The following is a 15,963-nucleotide window of genomic DNA, read 5'->3' as shown; positions in this document are numbered from 1 at the left end:
GAGTCGGTTAAAACTCACGGCGCCGATCAACACGATGAGCAGCGACAGCACGGTGGCAAACACCGGACGGCGTATGGAGACTTCAGCGAGTTGCATAAGAGGACATGGCGTCAATCGCTCAGGTTAAAACTCGGGTCAAAGCTAAGGCTGGATCGCGCGCTGCCGGGACGGCACAGTGGCCGATGGTGCGTCGGAGGTCACCACGCCACAGGGGCTCGGTCCCGATAGCACCGCCCCGGCAGCGCCCGCCGTGGAAGCGGTGGGCGCTGCCCCCGCCACAGGCCGTTCTGCTGCCGGGCGGGCCGAACGGCCACTCGCAAGGTCCACCACCGTGACCACGGTGCCATCGCGCTGCACCCGCTGCTGACCGGTCGTGATCACCGTATCGCCGGGCGCCAGCCCGTCCAGAATTTCCACCTTGCCGGGACTGCGCAGCCCCACCTTGACCTCGACACGTTGGGTCGTCCGGGTCTGCTCATTGGGGCCCTTGAGCAGCTTGATGACGAATTGCTTGCCGCCTTGCGGAACAATCGCTTCTTCGGGAATCACACGGGCGTCGTCCTTCACGCCAAAGACGGCGTTGACCCGCGCGAACATGCCGGGCCGCAACTGCAGCTGGCGGTTGTCAATACAGGCCCGGACCCCGACGGAGCGGCCATTGACATCAATCAGGGGATCTATGGCCTGGATCTGTGCCGAGTATTTCTGGCCGGGCAGCGCATCAATGTCCAGCATCGCCGTCTGGCCGCGCTTGAGCTTGGCTTGAAAACGCTCTGGCAGCCTGAAGTCGACATAAATCGCCTCTATGTCTTCAATATTGACAATGTCGGCGCCATCCTTCAGGTAGTCCCCTGCGCTGACCTGGCGAATACCGGCGATGCCGTCAAAGGGCGCCACAATTTTCAGGCGCGCCGCAGTGGCTTTGGCCAGCGCCAGCCTGGCTTGGGCGACCTGCAGGTTGGCCGCGCTTTCATCGAGAGAGCGCTGGCTGACGAAGTTTTGCGCCACCAACTCCTGGTTGCGCTTTTGATTGGCCAGGGCAATCGACAGTTCAGCCTGGCTTTGCAGGACTTGCGCCTGCTGCAGCTGATCATCAAACTGCACCAGCACTTGCCCTTTGCGCACGCGCTGGCCATCGGTGAAGTCAAGCCGGGTGACGCGCCCACTGACCTCCGGACGAAGCACCACACTCCTGCGCGAGCGCAAACTGCCCACCGCCTGGGTGTCATCGGTCAGCCGGGCCAGTTCTACGCGGGCAACCTCTACCGATGGCGGCCTGCCGCCTGCGGTGCCACGGCCAATGCCACTGGCGGCGCCCTGCGTCGGCGCGGCCACCGGTGACACTACGGCTGCGCTGTCATTGGTTTTTGGCTTTTGATACCACCACGCAGCGCCCGAAGCCGCTGCAATGCCCGCAATGGCTACCGCGGTATAAATTACTTTTGATGCCATGAGCGAGGTAGGAAGAGGAAACTTGTTATGAGAAGAAACAAACTTCCAATGTAGCAGGACCCCATGGCGCGCGCAGCATTTCAGGGTTCGGTGAAGGCGCGCTGCATCAGCTTTACAGCGGCTTTACCAAAAGGCCTTGCCGTCGCTCCATGGCGACGCCTGTAATCATGCCGTGACGCCTGGACGTGCGCTTTCCGCACCCGGTCAGAGTCGGCCCAAGGCGCGTTCCACGCCTTTGTTGGCCAGCGCATCGGCGCGCTCGTTACCGGGGTCGCCCGCATGCCCCTTGACCCAATGCCAGCTGACGACATGACCGCTCAACGTGATCAGCGCGTCCAGGCGCTGCCATAAATCGACATTTTTCACCGGCGTCTTGGCGGCGGTGCGCCAGCCCCGGATTTTCCAGCCGTGGATCCATTCGGTGATCCCTTTGCGCACGTATTCGCTGTCCAGATACAGCGTGACGCAGCAGGGTCGCTTGAGCGCTGTCAGCGCCTCGATAACGGCCGTCATTTCCATGCGGTTGTTGGTGGTCCCCATCTCGCCGCCAAACAGCTCTTTTACGGTGTCTCCCATTGTGAGCAGCGCGCCCCATCCACCGGGCCCGGGGTTGCCTTTGCAGGCGCCATCGGTGTAGATCACGACTTTTTGTGGATTTGTATGCGGCGTTGAATCGTTCATGCGTTGTTGTTGATTTCAGAAAAATATCAGGCAGGGGCCTGGTGTTTGCAAACTTGGCGTCAAGGCTGGCTGCGGGTTGCAGCGTCTTTATTGGCAACGGCGGCGGGAGCCGCCGCCGTGGCTTTATGGGTTTTCCAGCCGGGCTCCAGCAGACGGACCCCGCGAACGCGCTTGACGGCCACCAAAAAATAGACCGCGCCAAAAATGGGCCACCAGCGCTCGCCGGCTGAATCCATCCACTCAAAGCGATCCAGCCACTTCGGGCTGGTCAGTGCCGGACGGTAGCAACCAAAGCGCCCAGACTCTACCTCAAAATTGAGCAGCCTCAGCCAGTCGCGAAGACGCCAGTAGCCGATAAATTCTCCGGTCCTGGGTAAAAACAGGTCTTCGCAGCCCCAGCGCTGGTAAATACGACCACGACGCTGCCGCAGCCCCCACAGGCTGGTGGGGTTAAGACCGCTGATGACGACTCGTCCCTCGGGAACCAGCACGCGCTCGACCTCGCGCAAGGTGGCATGCGGGTCACCGCCCAACTCCAGCGTGTGCGGCAAAACCACGAGATCAAGGCTGCTTTCCGGAAAGGGGAGCGCCCCCGAATCGGTGACCAACGCAGCACGGGGGGAACTTACGGCGATAGTGCCAGTCGGACTACCCTTTGACTCTGACAAAAAGGACTGCGCCGCCGCGGGTGGCGCAGATGCCAGGGCAAGCCACTTGTGAGGCATGCGGTTGGCCTCCAGTGCATCAAGTTCAGGCAAGCCCAACTGCAAGGCATGGTACCCAAAGATATCGCTCACGGCCTCGGCAAAATGCGCACGTTCCCAGCGCAGCAAGTAAGCGCCTGGTGGCGTCTTCAGCCAATCGGTCAACCCTATAATTTGCGAGCTCATCGAAACCACTTCATGTATTTGATTCCCATTCCCGCCTTTGCCGACAATTACCTCTGGTTGTTGCACGACGGCCAGCGCGCACTGGTAGTGGACCCAGGTGATGCCGAGCCCGTGCTGCAAGCCCTGAAGCAGCACGCACTGCAACTAACATCGATTCTAGTCACCCACCATCATGCAGACCACACGGGGGGGGTCGATGCGCTGCGCGAAGCCACCGGCGCCACGGTCTATGGCCCCGCCACCGAGCGCATTCCAGAGCCCTTCACCCCGTTGCATGGCCGCGATACCGTGAACGTGCTGGACCTGGATTTTGAGGTGCTGGATGTCCCGGGCCACACGGCGGGTCATATTGCGTTTTACACCCCGGACATGAACGGCAAACCGCTGCTTTTTTGCGGTGACACGCTTTTCTCCGGCGGCTGCGGCCGCCTGTTTGAAGGCACACCGGCGCAAATGCTGGCCTCGCTTGACAAGCTGGCCGCCCTGCCCGGCGACACGCTGGTGTGCTGCACCCACGAATACACGCTGGGCAACCTGCGCTTCGCGATGGCCGTCGAACCCGGCAACGCCGACCTGGTGGCGTACCAGGCGCACTGTACGCGCTTGCGCGAGGCGGGCCAGCCGACCCTGCCGACCTCCATCGCCCAGGAACGGTCCATCAACCCTTTTTTGCGTACCCGGCAAGCCACGATCATTGCGGCGGCACGCCGCATTGATGCCGCAGCCCATGACGAGACGTCTGTATTTGCCGCCATCAGGCAGTGGAAAAACCAATTCAAATGACACCTCACTACCGAATCGCGGCCACCTTCGCGTCCATCAGCGCCTTCAAATCCCGTCTTGCTTCGCTTGCGCTCCTCCTCGTGATGGTGGCGCTGACGGGTTGCGCCACCCAGCTGGGCATGCCGGGTGATCCGGTGCTCACGACCGGATCAGGCACGGATCTAAAGCCACTGATTCCGCGTGGCCCGCTGCAGGCCATCACGCCGGGCCAGGCAAGATCGCAACGGATTGCATCGACCGAACCCCCCAAGGAGCTGTGGGACCGCATTCGCCGCGGCTTTGCCATGCCCGACCTGCAAAACGAGTTGGTCACTGATCGCGAGCAGTGGTATGCGACCCGGCCAGACTACATGCAGCGCATGACCGAGCGCTCCAGCAAGTATCTCTTTCACATTGTTGAAGAGCTTGAGCTCCGCCAGATGCCGACTGAACTGGCCCTGCTGCCTTTTATCGAGAGCGCCTTCAACCCCCAGGCCGTGTCCAGTGCCAAGGCTGCCGGCATGTGGCAATTCATGCCCGCCACCGGCAAATACTTTGACCTGAAGCAAAACGTTTTCCGCGACGACCGCCGGGATGTACTGGCGTCTACCCGTGCAGCGCTCGACTACCTGCAAAAACTCCACGGCATGTTTGGCGACTGGCACCTGGCGCTGGCTGCCTACAACTGGGGCGAAGGCAGCGTGGGCCGCGCTATTGCCAAGAACCAGAAAGCCGGTTTGGGAACCCGTTACGACGACCTCAACATGCCGGCGGAAACGCGTCTTTACGTGCCCAAACTACAAGCGGTGAAAAACATCGTTGCCAGCCCGCAGGCTTTCAATACTGAATTGCCGTTGATTGAAAACCATCCCTACTTTCAGCAGGTGCGGCTTTCGCGCGATATCGATGTGGCCTTGGCCGCCAAGCTGGCCAATGTGGAAATTGCAGATTTCAAGGCGCTCAACCCATCAGTCCACCGTCCCGTCATTCTGGCGGCGGGTACACCGCAAATTCTGCTGCCCTGGGACAATGCGGCCTTATTCCAGCGCAACTTTGATGCGTACAGCCAGGGGCAATATGCCAGCTGGACCGCCTGGACTGCCCCGGGCACCATGAACCCCGCCGAGGCGGCTCGGCGCACCGGCATGAGCGAAGCCGACCTGCGCGGCGTAAACAACATACCGCCGAGCATGCTCATCAAGGCGGGTTCGACCCTTCTGGTGCCACGCTCGGCCAAGATGGAAAGCGACGTGACCAGCCATGTGGCCGACAACGCCCAAGTTTCTCTGGCACCCGAAATCCTCACGCGGCGCACGACAATCAAGGCACGCAAGGGGGAATCAGTCGCCACGATTGCCAAACGCTACGGATTGAGCGCTTCCAGCGTGGCCGAATGGAACGATGTCGGAATGTCCGCAGCGTTCAAACTGGGGCATCAGGTAGTGGTGTTTCTTCCGCTCCAGCGTGCTGCTGCGCCCTCTGCAGGTCGCAGCAATATCAAGGCGGTCAAACGCAGCACCAGCCAGGCTGTTGTGAAATCAAAAAGGCGCCGCTGACAGCCTTGGGCGAAACTTGATTTACAGCCGAAGCGACCCCGACCCGAACAGGCCAATCAGGCCGATGATAATCAGGTAGATCGCGACAATGTAGTTCAACAGGCGGGGAATAACCAGAATGAGGATACCCGCAATCAGGGAGATGAGTGGGCTGAGGCTGTTTGAGAGATTCAAGGTTTTTCCTAAAGTTTGCTAGCTAACTCGCCGCCGCCTCCCTCGGATAGAGACGCTACCAGCAGGCAGAGAAAGCAGAAGTTTGACTTTACGCAAGCGCACGAAGGGCCGCTGTAGGACGACAGGAAGAGTTGAAAAAATGGCCCTCCGTTTCAATGCTTTTGAGGCTCGCCCGCCTACAACTGTCACGTCATGCGCCGCTTTTCCGTCCACCACGCCCTTGGATCCAGCCACTCACGCCCTGAAGCGCTCTTTTGCCCGGATCGCGAACGCGTTGGTATAGGTTTTATCAAGGTCAATTTTTTCGACCCGGACACCGGGGTCAAAACTGGCGAGTGCCTTCAAGGCTGTACGAGCAGCCTCTTCAGGCATGACCCCGTCGAGCGAGATCGACTCACGCACCTTGTTGAACGACGCGAGGTACAGCGCGCGGTCACCCAGCAGGTAACTTTCCGGCACGGTCTTGATGATGTCGCCAGGCCCCGCAGTCTGAAGCCACTTGAGGCCATGAACAATGGCATTGGCCATGGCCTGGCAGGTATTGGGGTTCTTCTGGATGAAGTCCACAGACGCATAGAGGCATGACGCCGGCATCGGCCCGCCGAAGACTTCCGTCGTACCCTTGAGCGTACGGGTGTCGCTGATGATCTTGACCTCCCCCTTTTGCTCCAGCATCGTCATGACAGGATCGGTGTTGCTCATCGCGTCAATCTGGCCAGAACGAAGCGCGCTCAGTGCGCCAGCAGACGTTCCCACCGCAATGAAACTCACATCGCTGGCCTTCAAGCCACCGCGGGCCAACACCAGATTGGCCATCATGCTGCTGGCCGATCCGGGCGTGGACACACCGATCTTCTTGCCTTTCAGGTCGGTGATGGATTTATAGTCGGGCATGTTTTTGCTTGAGACGCCGAACGCAATCTGCGGTGCCCTGCCTTGCAGCACGAACGACTGGAACATCTGACTCCTGGACTGCAAGCTGATGGTGTGCTCGAACGCGCCGGAGCAGATATCGGCCGCCCCACCGACAATCGCCTGCAAGGCGCGTGCGTCACCTGCAAAGTCACTGATTTCAATGTCCAGGCCCTCGGCCTTGAAGTAGCCCAACTGCTCGGAGATGGTGAGTGGCAGGTAAAAAAAAGCCGCCCTTCCGCCCACCGCGAGTGAAATTTTTGCTTTCTCAAGCCTGGTCTGTGCACGCAGGGCTGGAAGTGCCAGCGTCGCTGCGGCCAATGCAGCACTCCCTGCAAAGAATCGGCGCGAAACAAAGGGTTGGCGGTTCATGCGAAGACCTGTTTTTTTTTGAATGACATGAGCTTACCGGGACGAAAAAAAACCCGCATCGGGGTCATCCCGTGCGGGTTTTCACCAAAGAAAGGCCTGCCGTTACGAACGCTTACTTTCCGGTTGCAGCATCAGCGATAGCCCGAAAAAAGAATCCCGACGTTGACCAACAGCGCCAGGGCCCAGATCGCCGAGCGGGCTGTGGCCAGGTCGGCAACGTACATGATCACGTAGGCCATCCGCAGCACCACAAACAGCAAGGCCAAAATATCCAGTCGGGCCTGTCCCGCCTGCATCAGGTGCGCAATGATGACGGCGGCAAAGAAGAATGGCAGCGACTCAAAGGTGTTGGCTTGGGCAGCATCGGCCCGGGCGCGCCAATCACGCTGCTGTGCCAGCCAAATGCGCGGGTTGTTGTTGTCGTAGCCCCCCTCGCGCGGCGGTGTACGCATCATGCCGGACTTCGCAATCCCGGCACACACCATGGGCAACAAGGCCGCGACCAGCACACACCAGTAAGCGATGGTGAAGCGTGCATATGCCATGATCAATCCTTTTTATAGTTGTGTTTTTTGCGCGTGGGGCAACCAGACATTCGACGCCGCAATCAACGCCTGTCAACCAGCGCGTGGGCGATCGTGCCCAAATCTACATATTCGAGCTCGCTGCCGACCGGCACGCCGCGTGCCAGGCGCGTCACCTGTACGCCCCGGCTCTTCAGGGCCTGGGCAATCACATGCGCCGTGGCCTCGCCTTCTGCGGTGAAATTGGTCGCCAAAATGACTTCCTGCACCTCGCGCGACGCTGTCGGCAAGGGCTTGCCGTCCTCATCCTTGGGCACCACCCGATCCAACAGTTTTAGAAGGCCAATGTCATTCGGGCCGACACCGTCCAGCGGGCTGAGCTTGCCCATCAGTACAAAGTACAGCCCCCGGTAGGCCCGCGTACGTTCCAGCGCCGCCTGATCCGCCGGAGTTTCGACCACGCACAAGGTGCTGCGGTCGCGCTGCGGGTCGGCGCAAGTCAGGCAAACGAGCTGCTCCGTCAGGGTGTTGCACATCGTGCAGTGCCTGACACTGTTGACCGCATGCTCCAAAGCCCGCGCAATCTGGAGGGCTGCGGGCTTGTCGTGCTGCAACAGATGAAAGGCCATGCGCGCGGCAGACTTGAGGCCCACCCCCGGCAGCTTGCGCAACGCCTGGGTCAAGCCCTCAACAGCGTTGGAGGCGGCCATTAAAGAGTGCCGCAGGCGGATGCAGCGCGCTGAACAAGCAACGGGCAAGCAGCGGCGCGCCCTTCATGGGCGTGAGGCGTGCGCAAAACCCGAAAAGCCATTAGAACGGGAACTTCATGCCGCCAGGGAGCGCCGGCATGCCTGCCGTCAGCTTGCCCATTTTTTCCTGGCTAACCTCTTCGGCCTTGCGAACAGCAGCATTGAAAGCCGCCGCCACCAGGTCTTCAAGCATGTCTTTGTCCTCGGTCAGCAAGCTCGGATCTATTTCGATGCGCTTGACATCATGCTTGCAGGTCATGGTCACCTTGACAAGGCCGGCACCGGCTTCTGCGGTCACTTCGACAAAAGCCAGATCGTCCTGTGCTTTTTTCAGGTTTTCCTGCATCGCCTGCGCCTGCTTCATGAGGCCCGCAAGTTGTCCTTTGTTAAACATATATTTTTCCTTTGAATTTTGATTTTTTCTGAATACAGAAACTGCCAGCCATCATATCGGCCTGGCGGCAAGAGGCTTGATACTGCCCGGGACAATTTTGGCACCCCAGTCCCGGATCATTTCCTGCACAAACCGGTCATTGTGAATCGTCTCTTCGGCGGCTCGCTGTCGCTCGGCCAGCGCAGTTGCGTTGCGGCGCGCTGGCGTGTCGGTCACCGTACCAATTTCAACGGCCAGCTTGAAGGCGGCGTCTCCCAGCACCTGCTGCAACGCGGCCTGCAACTTGTCGCGGGCCGCGGGCTGGCTCAGCGACTCGCGCTCGACGCGCAAGGTCCACACCCCGCCCGACTGGCTGCGCAACTCGGACTGCAAGGCCAGCTCTCGTGTCAGTGCGGCAACCGCTTCGGTCGCGACCAGCTGGTTCACCGTCTGGCTCCAAGTGTCGCCAAGCGCGGCACCCAGCATGGGCGCTGCGGGCTCAAGGGCTTGCGCGGGAACCGGCAAAGAGGAAGGCACTACAGGCGCTTCCGAATTAATAGCTATAGACGCTTTAACCACCTGGGCCAAGGCCGTATTTGGCTCATTATTTTCGCTTGCGGTGGGCGCGTGTTCCCTGGCTGGGTTCAGGGCCGGCCGCTCAAGCTGTGGCTTTTTTTCGGGCTCGGCGGCACTCCCCGGCGCAGCCCCCGAAGGCTTGAACGCCAGCAGGCGCAGCAAAACCATGGTTAACGCGGCATATTCATCGGGTGCCAGGCCCAGTTCGCCGCGGCCATGCAGGCACAGGCTGTAGAGCAACTGGGTTTCATCAGCCGGCAGGCTGTGCGCCAGTCGCGTCGTCTCGGCAATTTCAGTGTCCGCATTATCTTCACCCGCCGCCGCCATGCCGGGTACCGCCTGCAGCACCGCCATGCGCTGCAGCACCGTTGTCATCTCTTCCAGCGTTGACGCAGCACTCAGGCCATTGAGGCGCAAGGCTTCGGAGGTCTCGACCACCGTGCGGCCATCACCGCGTGCCAGCGCGTCCAGCAGGCGGAATACATACGTGCGGTCTACGCTGCCCAGCATGGTGCGCACGCTGGCCTCCTGAAGCCGGCCCGAGCCAAAGGAAATGGCCTGATCAGTCAGCGACAAAGCGTCGCGCAAGGAACCGCGCGCGGCGCGCGCCAGCAGGCGCAGGGCCTGCGCTTCAGCGGGTATATTTTCAGCGACCAGTACTTGGGTCAGATGTTCAAGCACGGTCTCGGGCGCCATGGGCCGCAGGTTGAACTGCAGACAGCGCGACAACACCGTCGCCGGTACTTTTTGGGGGTCGGTCGTGGCCAACACGAATTTCAGGTATTCAGGCGGCTCTTCGAGCGTCTTGAGCATGGCGTTAAATGCCGTGTTCGTGAGCATGTGCACCTCGTCAATCATGAACACCTTGAAGCGGCCTACCACCGGCTTGTAAACCGCCTGCTCCAGCAATTGCGCTATTTCATCAACACCACGGTTGGACGCCGCATCCAGCTCGGTGTAGTCCACAAAGCGGCCGCTATCAATATCAGTGCAGGCCTGGCAAACACCGCAAGGCTCGGCGGTAATACCGCCCTGCCCGTCGCTGCCCGTGCAATTGAGTGATTTGGCCAGAATGCGTGACACGGAGGTCTTGCCGACGCCGCGGGTACCTGTAAAAAGGTAGGCATGGTGCAGGCGCTGGGTCGTGAGCGCGTTGCTGAGTGCCTGCACCACATGCGACTGCCCCACCATTTCAGAGAAATTTCGGGGGCGGTATTTGCGGGCAAGAACTAGATAGGACATCTCGACATTCTAAATTGGCCTGGCGACAACTTTCCCGTTGGGAAATATGGATGATGTGGCCTGCTGGTGTCACGTTGATGGCCAACGCCGTTATAATATGAAGTGACGGGCCTTCCCGCATGGTGAAGCGGCCAACCGGGTCAGATGGGGAACCAAGCAGCCCTAACTGCGGAGCCAGTGCCGGGGTCAAGGTCCGTCAACTAATTTCAAGAAAACGTCGTGCAACGCACGTTTTTTGCCAGCTCTTTTCTGGAGTTACTGGCCAATATCAAATCAACGGATTTACTGGAAACGGTTACGCAACCGGGCAATTCGATTGCCCGGGTTTTTTTCTTATTGAGATTGCGCTTTCGCAGGCGTGATGGGCGTCGCAAGCAACGCACATCACATTACAAGCAGCGTTGCTACCTTAAACCTTAACCCGCGTAACCCGGATTAGGCTCGACACCTGCAAGTTTTGGCGTGTTGAGTTTGCGCGGGGCCACCTTGCCGCCGCGGGCCTTGAGCCAGGTTTCCACGACGTCCCAGACCATGGGGTTGCCAGCAGTCTTGGCTTCTTCTGCCACGGGTGCCCAGCCCGCGACCTTGTATTTCTTGCCCGCTTCGATTGGGCGGCCGTTAAGACGCATGTCGTCGATACGACGGCCCATGCTGCCCGCGGGATTACAGCTGTATTGCAAGCCGCCGACACGCACCATGTCGCCCCCCTGCTGGTAGTAGGGGTCGGGATTAAACAGGTTGTCGCAGACATCCTCTAGCACGGTCTTGATGGTCTCGCCCGTCATTTCGGTGACGGTGGCGTAGGAGTAGGTGGTGGCCGTCATGTCCATCAGCCATTCGCGCGTGATGACCTGCCCCGGCAGCAGCGTCGTGCCCCAGCGAAAGCCCGGCGAGAAAGCGATTTCAGCACCCTGCACGTCCATCAGCGCATCGACCAGCAGCTGGTCACCCGTGCCGTTGAAGTTGCCGCGGCGGTACAGCGTGCCTTCAGTGATGGCCAGCTTTTCGGCCAGTTTGGCTTCGTAGGGCCCGCGGACCTTGGTGATGAGCGCGTCCATTTCCCGGTCGGCAGGCAGCATGTTGGCAAACACCGGCAGCAGCTTGTAGCGGAAGTCAGCGACCTTCTTGTCCTTGACGTCAAAGTCCAGCACAGCCAGAAACTTGCTGTTGGAGCCGGCATTGGTGACGATGGTCTTGCCACCCTTGTTGCTGATGATGCTGGCAACGGGCATGCCGTCATGGGTATGACCGCCCATGATGGCATCGATACCGCTGACGCGGCTCGCCATCTTCAAATCCACATCCATGCCGTTATGGCTCAGAACGACGACGACCTGTGCACCCTTGCCGCGAGCCTCGTCGACCATCTTCTGCATGTTTTCGTCCTGGATGCCAAAGGCCCAGTCAGCCACCATGTAACGCGGATTGGCAATCGGCGTGTAGGGGAAAGCCTGGCCGATGATGGCGCAGGGCACGCCATTGATTTCGCGAATCACATAGGGCTTGAAGACCGGGTCGCCGAAGTCGTTGGTCTTGACGTTCTGGGCCACAAAATCAACCTTGCCCTTGAAATCTTTTTCAATGATTTCCTTGACGCGCTCCATGCCCAAAGTGAATTCCCAGTGACCTGTCATCACATCCACGCCCAGCAGCTTGCACGCGTCCACCATGTCCTGACCGTTGGTCCACAGGGACGTACCCGAACCCTGCCAGGTGTCGCCACCGTCGAGCAGCAAGGCGCCGGGACGGCTGGCTTTCATGCGCTTGACCAGTGTGGCCAAGTGCGCGAAGCCGCCCACCTTGCCGTAGCGTTTAGCCGCTTTTTCATAGTCCAGATAACTCAGCGCATGGGCCTCAGCCGTGCCGGGACGCACCTTGGCCACCTTGAGCAAATGCTCGCCCACCAAATGCGGCAACTGGCCCTTCATGGATCCCAGCCCAATATTGATACTGGGCTCGCGAAAGTAAATTGGCTTGAGCTGCGCGTGGCAATCGGTCATGTGCAAAAAGGACACATTACCGAACTTCGGGATGTCATACAGACCATTGGAGGCGGTGGCGGCATCCGCATCTGCATAAGCACCCAAGCCCATGCCGGCCATGGTGCCTGCACCCAGTACCTGAAAGAATTCGCGTTTAGTTAAATTCATAAATTCGCATCTACTTAATTAATATGAGCAAAAAAACCCGGACAAGTGCCGGGTCTGGGTGCATTACTGGTTGACAGGTGATTTCGGGTCCAGCAGCAACGCCACAATGTGCGCAACCTGGGACTCGTTCAATATGCCCATGTGGCCAGCGCGCGGCATGTTGGAGCAGGCGTTATAAGCCTTGGAGTTCCATATCTTGCCCCATGTGTATTCCACCATGGGCTTTGCAGCGGCGCTGGAGGGATCAACAACGCCCCTGATCTTGCCGTAGTTGTAGAGGCTTGGGCCGATGGTGCCGAAGGAAATTTCTTCCTTGCTGATCTGATGGCAGTTGTAGCAGTTGCCACCGTTGGGCGTTTTCGCATCGTCCGTCCAGGTGAGGCCGCGACCGCTTTGCGCAAGCTTTTCGCCCTCTTTCCAGTCACCGAGGAACTTGCCGTTGGCAGGCCATTTCACGGTCTTCAGATTGGCCGCCTCAATGGCCTTGACGATTTTTTCGTCCAGGGGCTTGCCAGCGACATCTGCCGCGCTACTGACCTTATTGGTCTCATCGGTATCGAGGACAGCCGCCTTGACGATGCCCTGGTCGCGGAAGGATGCCTTGACAATATCTGCGGTCAATTTATCCATATCGGCTGAACCCGGCGCGGTGGCGCAGCCGGCTACCACGGCTGCAGCAGCCAGCACGGACAATGTGATCTTGTGTTGCTTTTTCATCGCATTTCTCCAGTTGCTTAGCGCTTGATGGCAGGCGCGACGGACGCCGAACCCTTGCTGTTGACACCGAGGTAGACGCCCAGCGCAACGGTGGCATCGCTGGCGAACCCCGGGTACGGAAAGCGCTGCTGGCGGTAGCAGTCATTCAAACGTTGCTGCATGCCCCACATCTGGCCATTGGACACCCGGTAGGCTGGCCAAGCGGCGAAACCAACGCCATCGCCAGGATTCTTGGTCAGGTTAGGCAGATCCTGCAGGCGGATACGGGTGTCGTCCTGGCCATGGCACGACGCACAGGAGAAATCATGAGAGCCAGCGCGCTGGAAGAACAGGCGCTTGCCTACTTCATAGAACGTTTTTTCCTGCCCGTGAGTCTGGGGCAGATTGAACTTCATGTCCTTGGACTCGGCCGCAATCCAGGTGGCCAGCGCTGTCATGTTGTTCTGCTCGCCCTTGCCAAAGGGTGTCTTGGCGATCTCGGCGGCATTGAACCCCTGCAACGTCTCCATGCAGGTCAGCAAGCGCGATTCCAGGTCTTGAACCCGCTTGGTGTCAGCGAAATAACGGGGTAGCTCTACAAAAACACCCTTGAAGACGCCCGGGCCCTTACCCAGATCACACTGTTCGAGCGATGCGTTCTTGGGGCCCCGCTTTTGTTTCCAGAGGCCCTCCCCCTTGGCTTCGAACAGCTCAGCGGGATTGCCGTCCTGGAGCATAGCGCGGTACTCTTCAATCGACTGAACTGCCGATTTTTGAGCCCAGCCCGCCGTACTCACCAGACAGCCCAACGCGATCCAGGCCAGTGCGTTTTTAGTCTTCATGGTCACCTCGTGCTTGTGTAGTAGTCAAGAAAAAGGGAAAGCTTTCACTTTCCCCAGTTGGAGCATCGAACTTGCTCAGGACACCGTGGCTTCGTCGCTACGCGATTCACCCTTGTTGTCTTTCCATGTCACGGCAATCTTGTCGCCGGCCTTGGCGCCCTTGACCACGAACTGCAGGAAAGGATTCTTTGACACGGCGGGGCCCCACTCGGCGGTCAGCACCGGTTTGCCGTTGTGGGTGGCGGTTACCTCCTGAATGTACCAGGCCGGAACGATCTTGCCGGCAGCGTCTTTGCGCTGACCGCTTTCCATTTCATGCGCCATCAAGACGCGGACGGTAGTTTTATCACCAGCTGCTTGGGCGCGAATGCGCATCGGATCTGCCATTTTTAGCTCCTGAATCTGAATTTAAATTGTGTCTATGGTGGAGTGAATGCTTAACCGCCGCAGCCGCCAAGCGTGACCTTGACTTCCTTCTTGGCGAAGAAGGCCTTGCCATCGTTCATGATGGCGACGGCGTAAACGTCAGAAGACTGGCCCATCTTGCCGCGGATGGAAAATGCAGCTTCAACACTGTCGGTCACATTGAACAAAGCGATCAACGCGGCCGGATTTTTTTCGACCAAGATCAGCAACTGCTTGACCCCGGGCAGCGTGGTGCTCACGCCAAGCGGCACCACGGCGCCGTTTTCGGCAATGTCCGGCCCGGTAATGGTGACGTCCTTGCTTTCGGTCGGGGCGCCTTTGCCCAGGGCCTTGAGCACATCCGAAACACTCTTGGCTTCGAAGGCATCCTTGCTAAATGCAAAGGCGAACTGAGGGAACATGCCCGTGGATGCCAGAAGGCCGGCCACCAAGGCCGTTTTTTTGAGTGCTTGTCTGCGAGATTGCATGCGATTTCTCCTGATTGTTAAATGAATTCTAATAAAGTTATCAACGAATGTCAGTGGTGTAATCCCTGATCATTATTTTGCAGCACCGGCCCCCAGCCAAACCGCAATCGCCTTGGCCTCCACCTCGCCCAATGCCTGGGCCGGCATCGGAATCGGGCCCCAGACGCCCGAGCTACCGGCCTTGATCTTGCCGGCCAGATAGTCCGCCTTGCCGGCGTACTTCTTGGCTATATCGGCAAAGCTGGGGCCGATGATTTTTTTCTCCATGGCATGGCAAGCCGTGCAGCTGTTCTTTTGGGTCAGTGCCAGAGCTGCCTTACCGTCAACACCACCTGCGGGCTTGGGGGCATCCGCAACCTTTGCCACGGCGGGCGCCTGGGCCACAATGGCCGCGGCAGGTGCCGCAGCGCCAGGTGCACCAGGAAGCTGCCCTTCCGGTCGGGTCGTATCGGCACCGCGCTGGGCCCCAACCGGCCGATTTTGCTCCGCCAGGTTGCCATGGGCATTGCGTGCAAAATCGGGCAGAAAGGAGGCCACCTTGGGCTCGGGTGCACAGTCTTTCATGCAGGCCGTATTTTTAACGTCGGCCACCTTGGTGCCTTTGAACTCGTTGCCCGGCCACATGGCATGCTGGGTCGTCATGCCATTTCGGTTGGGCATGCGGGCCTGCACCTCTGCGATGTTCTTGTCCGACAGCGTGAAGTTCTCCGGCACCACGCCGGCCAGGTTCAGCAGGAACGCCGTGACTGAATACACCTCTTCGGTACTCAGCGACTTGGGTTGCGTCCATGGCATGGCCCGGTTGATGTAGTCCCAGAGGGTGGAGACGGTCGCCACCTTCATGATCGTGGTGCGGCCACCGGTAGGGTCCATCAACTTGGCCACACGACCGGTCTTCACGTCATCAGCCGAAGTGCCTCCAATCAGGGGACTGAAAACCTCGTTCGATTCACCAAAGACGCCGTGGCAACTGGCGCATTTACCCTCCCACACATCCTGGCCCTTGGCCACGGTCCCGGAGCCGGCGGGCAGGCCCTTGAAGTCCGGCCGCACATCGATGTCCCAAGCGGCCACTTCCTTGGGGGTCGCTGTTCGGCCAACACCCGGAAACTGCGTAGC

The 15,963-nt window shown here is 59.5% G+C and carries 17 protein-coding genes and 1 other RNA gene; 3 read left to right on the top strand and 15 right to left on the bottom strand.

All coding sequences use genetic code 11. The features are described 5' to 3' along the window. Positions 1–141: 141 nt before the first annotated feature. The 3 genes from Q8K05_RS17140 to Q8K05_RS17130 all read right to left on the bottom strand — a co-directional run bounded on the left by Q8K05_RS17140 (position 142) and on the right by Q8K05_RS17130 (position 3,023). On the bottom strand, positions 142–1,452 hold the full coding sequence (locus Q8K05_RS17140) for an efflux RND transporter periplasmic adaptor subunit (protein ID WP_305247820.1): 1,311 nt from the start codon (positions 1,450–1,452) through the stop codon (positions 142–144). A 204-nt stretch (positions 1,453–1,656) separates the two neighbouring features. Then, positions 1,657–2,133 (bottom strand): ribonuclease HI, encoded by a 477-nt coding sequence (gene rnhA / locus Q8K05_RS17135; RefSeq protein WP_305247819.1) that lies wholly within the window; start codon positions 2,131–2,133, stop codon positions 1,657–1,659. Positions 2,134–2,192: 59 nt separating this feature from the next. Then, positions 2,193–3,023, bottom strand: coding sequence for a class I SAM-dependent methyltransferase (locus Q8K05_RS17130; protein ID WP_305247818.1), 831 nt, complete (start codon positions 3,021–3,023; stop codon positions 2,193–2,195). Positions 3,024–3,035: 12 nt separating this feature from the next. Here Q8K05_RS17130 and gloB point away from each other — a divergent pair, with 12 nt between their 5' ends. Together gloB and Q8K05_RS17120 are read left to right on the top strand one after the other, a co-directional pair. Continuing rightward, positions 3,036–3,806, top strand: coding sequence for a hydroxyacylglutathione hydrolase (gloB, locus tag Q8K05_RS17125; RefSeq protein WP_305247817.1), 771 nt, complete (start codon positions 3,036–3,038; stop codon positions 3,804–3,806). Further along, a complete protein-coding gene (locus Q8K05_RS17120; RefSeq protein ID WP_305247816.1) occupies positions 3,803–5,341 on the top strand; it encodes a transglycosylase SLT domain-containing protein in 1,539 nt (512 codons plus the stop codon). Before gloB ends, Q8K05_RS17120 begins: the two co-directional genes overlap by 4 nt. Positions 5,342–5,362: 21 nt before the next feature. Here Q8K05_RS17120 and Q8K05_RS17115 read toward each other — a convergent pair whose 3' ends face one another. The 6 genes from Q8K05_RS17115 to dnaX all read right to left on the bottom strand — a co-directional run bounded on the left by Q8K05_RS17115 (position 5,363) and on the right by dnaX (position 10,263). After that, positions 5,363–5,515 (bottom strand): DUF3096 domain-containing protein, encoded by a 153-nt coding sequence (locus Q8K05_RS17115; protein WP_293470588.1) that lies wholly within the window; start codon positions 5,513–5,515, stop codon positions 5,363–5,365. A gap of 234 nt (positions 5,516–5,749) precedes the next feature. Continuing rightward, positions 5,750–6,799, bottom strand: a complete 1,050-nt coding sequence (locus Q8K05_RS17110; RefSeq protein ID WP_305247815.1) for an ABC transporter substrate-binding protein — start codon at positions 6,797–6,799, stop codon at positions 5,750–5,752. A 131-nt stretch (positions 6,800–6,930) separates the two neighbouring features. After that, complete coding sequence (locus Q8K05_RS17105; protein WP_305247814.1) at positions 6,931–7,344, bottom strand: MAPEG family protein; 414 nt, start codon at positions 7,342–7,344, stop codon at positions 6,931–6,933. Positions 7,345–7,406: 62 nt separating this feature from the next. Then, positions 7,407–8,033, bottom strand: a complete 627-nt coding sequence (gene recR / locus Q8K05_RS17100; protein ID WP_305247813.1) for a recombination mediator RecR — start codon at positions 8,031–8,033, stop codon at positions 7,407–7,409. A gap of 100 nt (positions 8,034–8,133) precedes the next feature. Beyond that, positions 8,134–8,466, bottom strand: coding sequence for a YbaB/EbfC family nucleoid-associated protein (locus tag Q8K05_RS17095; RefSeq protein ID WP_296908442.1), 333 nt, complete (start codon positions 8,464–8,466; stop codon positions 8,134–8,136). Positions 8,467–8,517: 51 nt separating this feature from the next. Further along, positions 8,518–10,263, bottom strand: a complete 1,746-nt coding sequence (gene dnaX / locus Q8K05_RS17090; protein ID WP_305247812.1) for a DNA polymerase III subunit gamma/tau — start codon at positions 10,261–10,263, stop codon at positions 8,518–8,520. A 104-nt stretch (positions 10,264–10,367) separates the two neighbouring features. On the opposite strand from dnaX, the gene ffs reads away from it, so the two are divergent. Beyond that, positions 10,368–10,464: signal recognition particle sRNA small type (ffs, locus tag Q8K05_RS17085), an RNA gene on the top strand. Positions 10,465–10,679: 215 nt separating this feature from the next. Here the strand turns inward: ffs and soxB are convergent. The 6 genes from soxB to Q8K05_RS17055 all read right to left on the bottom strand — a co-directional run. After that, the gene (soxB, locus tag Q8K05_RS17080) at positions 10,680–12,413 is read right to left on the bottom strand and encodes a thiosulfohydrolase SoxB (RefSeq protein ID WP_305247811.1); all 1,734 of its coding nucleotides are present in this window, start codon (positions 12,411–12,413) and stop codon (positions 10,680–10,682) included. Between the two features lie 63 nt (positions 12,414–12,476). After that, positions 12,477–13,130, bottom strand: a complete 654-nt coding sequence (gene soxX, locus Q8K05_RS17075; RefSeq protein WP_305247810.1) for a sulfur oxidation c-type cytochrome SoxX — start codon at positions 13,128–13,130, stop codon at positions 12,477–12,479. 17 nt (positions 13,131–13,147) lie between these two features. Next, a complete protein-coding gene (soxA, locus tag Q8K05_RS17070) occupies positions 13,148–13,951 on the bottom strand; it encodes a sulfur oxidation c-type cytochrome SoxA (protein ID WP_305247809.1) in 804 nt (267 codons plus the stop codon). Positions 13,952–14,026: 75 nt separating this feature from the next. Continuing rightward, positions 14,027–14,338 carry a thiosulfate oxidation carrier complex protein SoxZ gene (gene soxZ / locus Q8K05_RS17065; RefSeq protein ID WP_305247808.1) on the bottom strand — a complete coding sequence of 104 codons (312 nt, stop codon included), beginning with the start codon at positions 14,336–14,338 and terminating at the stop codon, positions 14,027–14,029. A 50-nt stretch (positions 14,339–14,388) separates the two neighbouring features. After that, the gene (soxY, locus tag Q8K05_RS17060) at positions 14,389–14,844 is read right to left on the bottom strand and encodes a thiosulfate oxidation carrier protein SoxY (RefSeq protein WP_305247807.1); all 456 of its coding nucleotides are present in this window, start codon (positions 14,842–14,844) and stop codon (positions 14,389–14,391) included. A 72-nt stretch (positions 14,845–14,916) separates the two neighbouring features. Then, positions 14,917–15,963: c-type cytochrome (locus Q8K05_RS17055; protein WP_305247806.1), on the bottom strand; the 1,047-nt coding region annotated here is incomplete at its 5' end.

Source organism: Polaromonas sp., assembly GCF_030682935.1.
Lineage (GTDB): Bacteria > Pseudomonadota > Gammaproteobacteria > Burkholderiales > Burkholderiaceae_C > Polaromonas.
This window is presented reverse-complemented; position numbering and strand designations above follow the sequence as displayed.

Bases quoted from the DNA above. Each gene is read 5' to 3' on its own strand.
- Q8K05_RS17140 (WP_305247820.1), bottom strand. From the start codon at position 1,452: ATGGCATCAAAAGTAATTTATACCGCGGTAGCCATTGCGGGCATTGCA.
- rnhA (WP_305247819.1), bottom strand. From the start codon at position 2,133: ATGAACGATTCAACGCCGCATACAAATCCACAAAAAGTCGTGATCTAC.
- Q8K05_RS17130 (WP_305247818.1), bottom strand. From the start codon at position 3,023: ATGAGCTCGCAAATTATAGGGTTGACCGATTGGCTGAAGACGCCACCA.
- gloB (WP_305247817.1), top strand. From the start codon at position 3,036: ATGTATTTGATTCCCATTCCCGCCTTTGCCGACAATTACCTCTGGTTG.
- Q8K05_RS17120 (WP_305247816.1), top strand. From the start codon at position 3,803: ATGACACCTCACTACCGAATCGCGGCCACCTTCGCGTCCATCAGCGCC.
- Q8K05_RS17110 (WP_305247815.1), bottom strand. From the start codon at position 6,799: ATGAACCGCCAACCCTTTGTTTCGCGCCGATTCTTTGCAGGGAGTGCT.
- Q8K05_RS17105 (WP_305247814.1), bottom strand. From the start codon at position 7,344: ATGGCATATGCACGCTTCACCATCGCTTACTGGTGTGTGCTGGTCGCG.
- recR (WP_305247813.1), bottom strand. From the start codon at position 8,033: ATGGCCGCCTCCAACGCTGTTGAGGGCTTGACCCAGGCGTTGCGCAAG.
- Q8K05_RS17095 (WP_296908442.1), bottom strand. From the start codon at position 8,466: ATGTTTAACAAAGGACAACTTGCGGGCCTCATGAAGCAGGCGCAGGCG.
- dnaX (WP_305247812.1), bottom strand. From the start codon at position 10,263: ATGTCCTATCTAGTTCTTGCCCGCAAATACCGCCCCCGAAATTTCTCT.
- soxB (WP_305247811.1), bottom strand. From the start codon at position 12,413: ATGAATTTAACTAAACGCGAATTCTTTCAGGTACTGGGTGCAGGCACC.
- soxX (WP_305247810.1), bottom strand. From the start codon at position 13,130: ATGAAAAAGCAACACAAGATCACATTGTCCGTGCTGGCTGCTGCAGCC.
- soxA (WP_305247809.1), bottom strand. From the start codon at position 13,951: ATGAAGACTAAAAACGCACTGGCCTGGATCGCGTTGGGCTGTCTGGTG.
- soxZ (WP_305247808.1), bottom strand. From the start codon at position 14,338: ATGGCAGATCCGATGCGCATTCGCGCCCAAGCAGCTGGTGATAAAACT.
- soxY (WP_305247807.1), bottom strand. From the start codon at position 14,844: ATGCAATCTCGCAGACAAGCACTCAAAAAAACGGCCTTGGTGGCCGGC.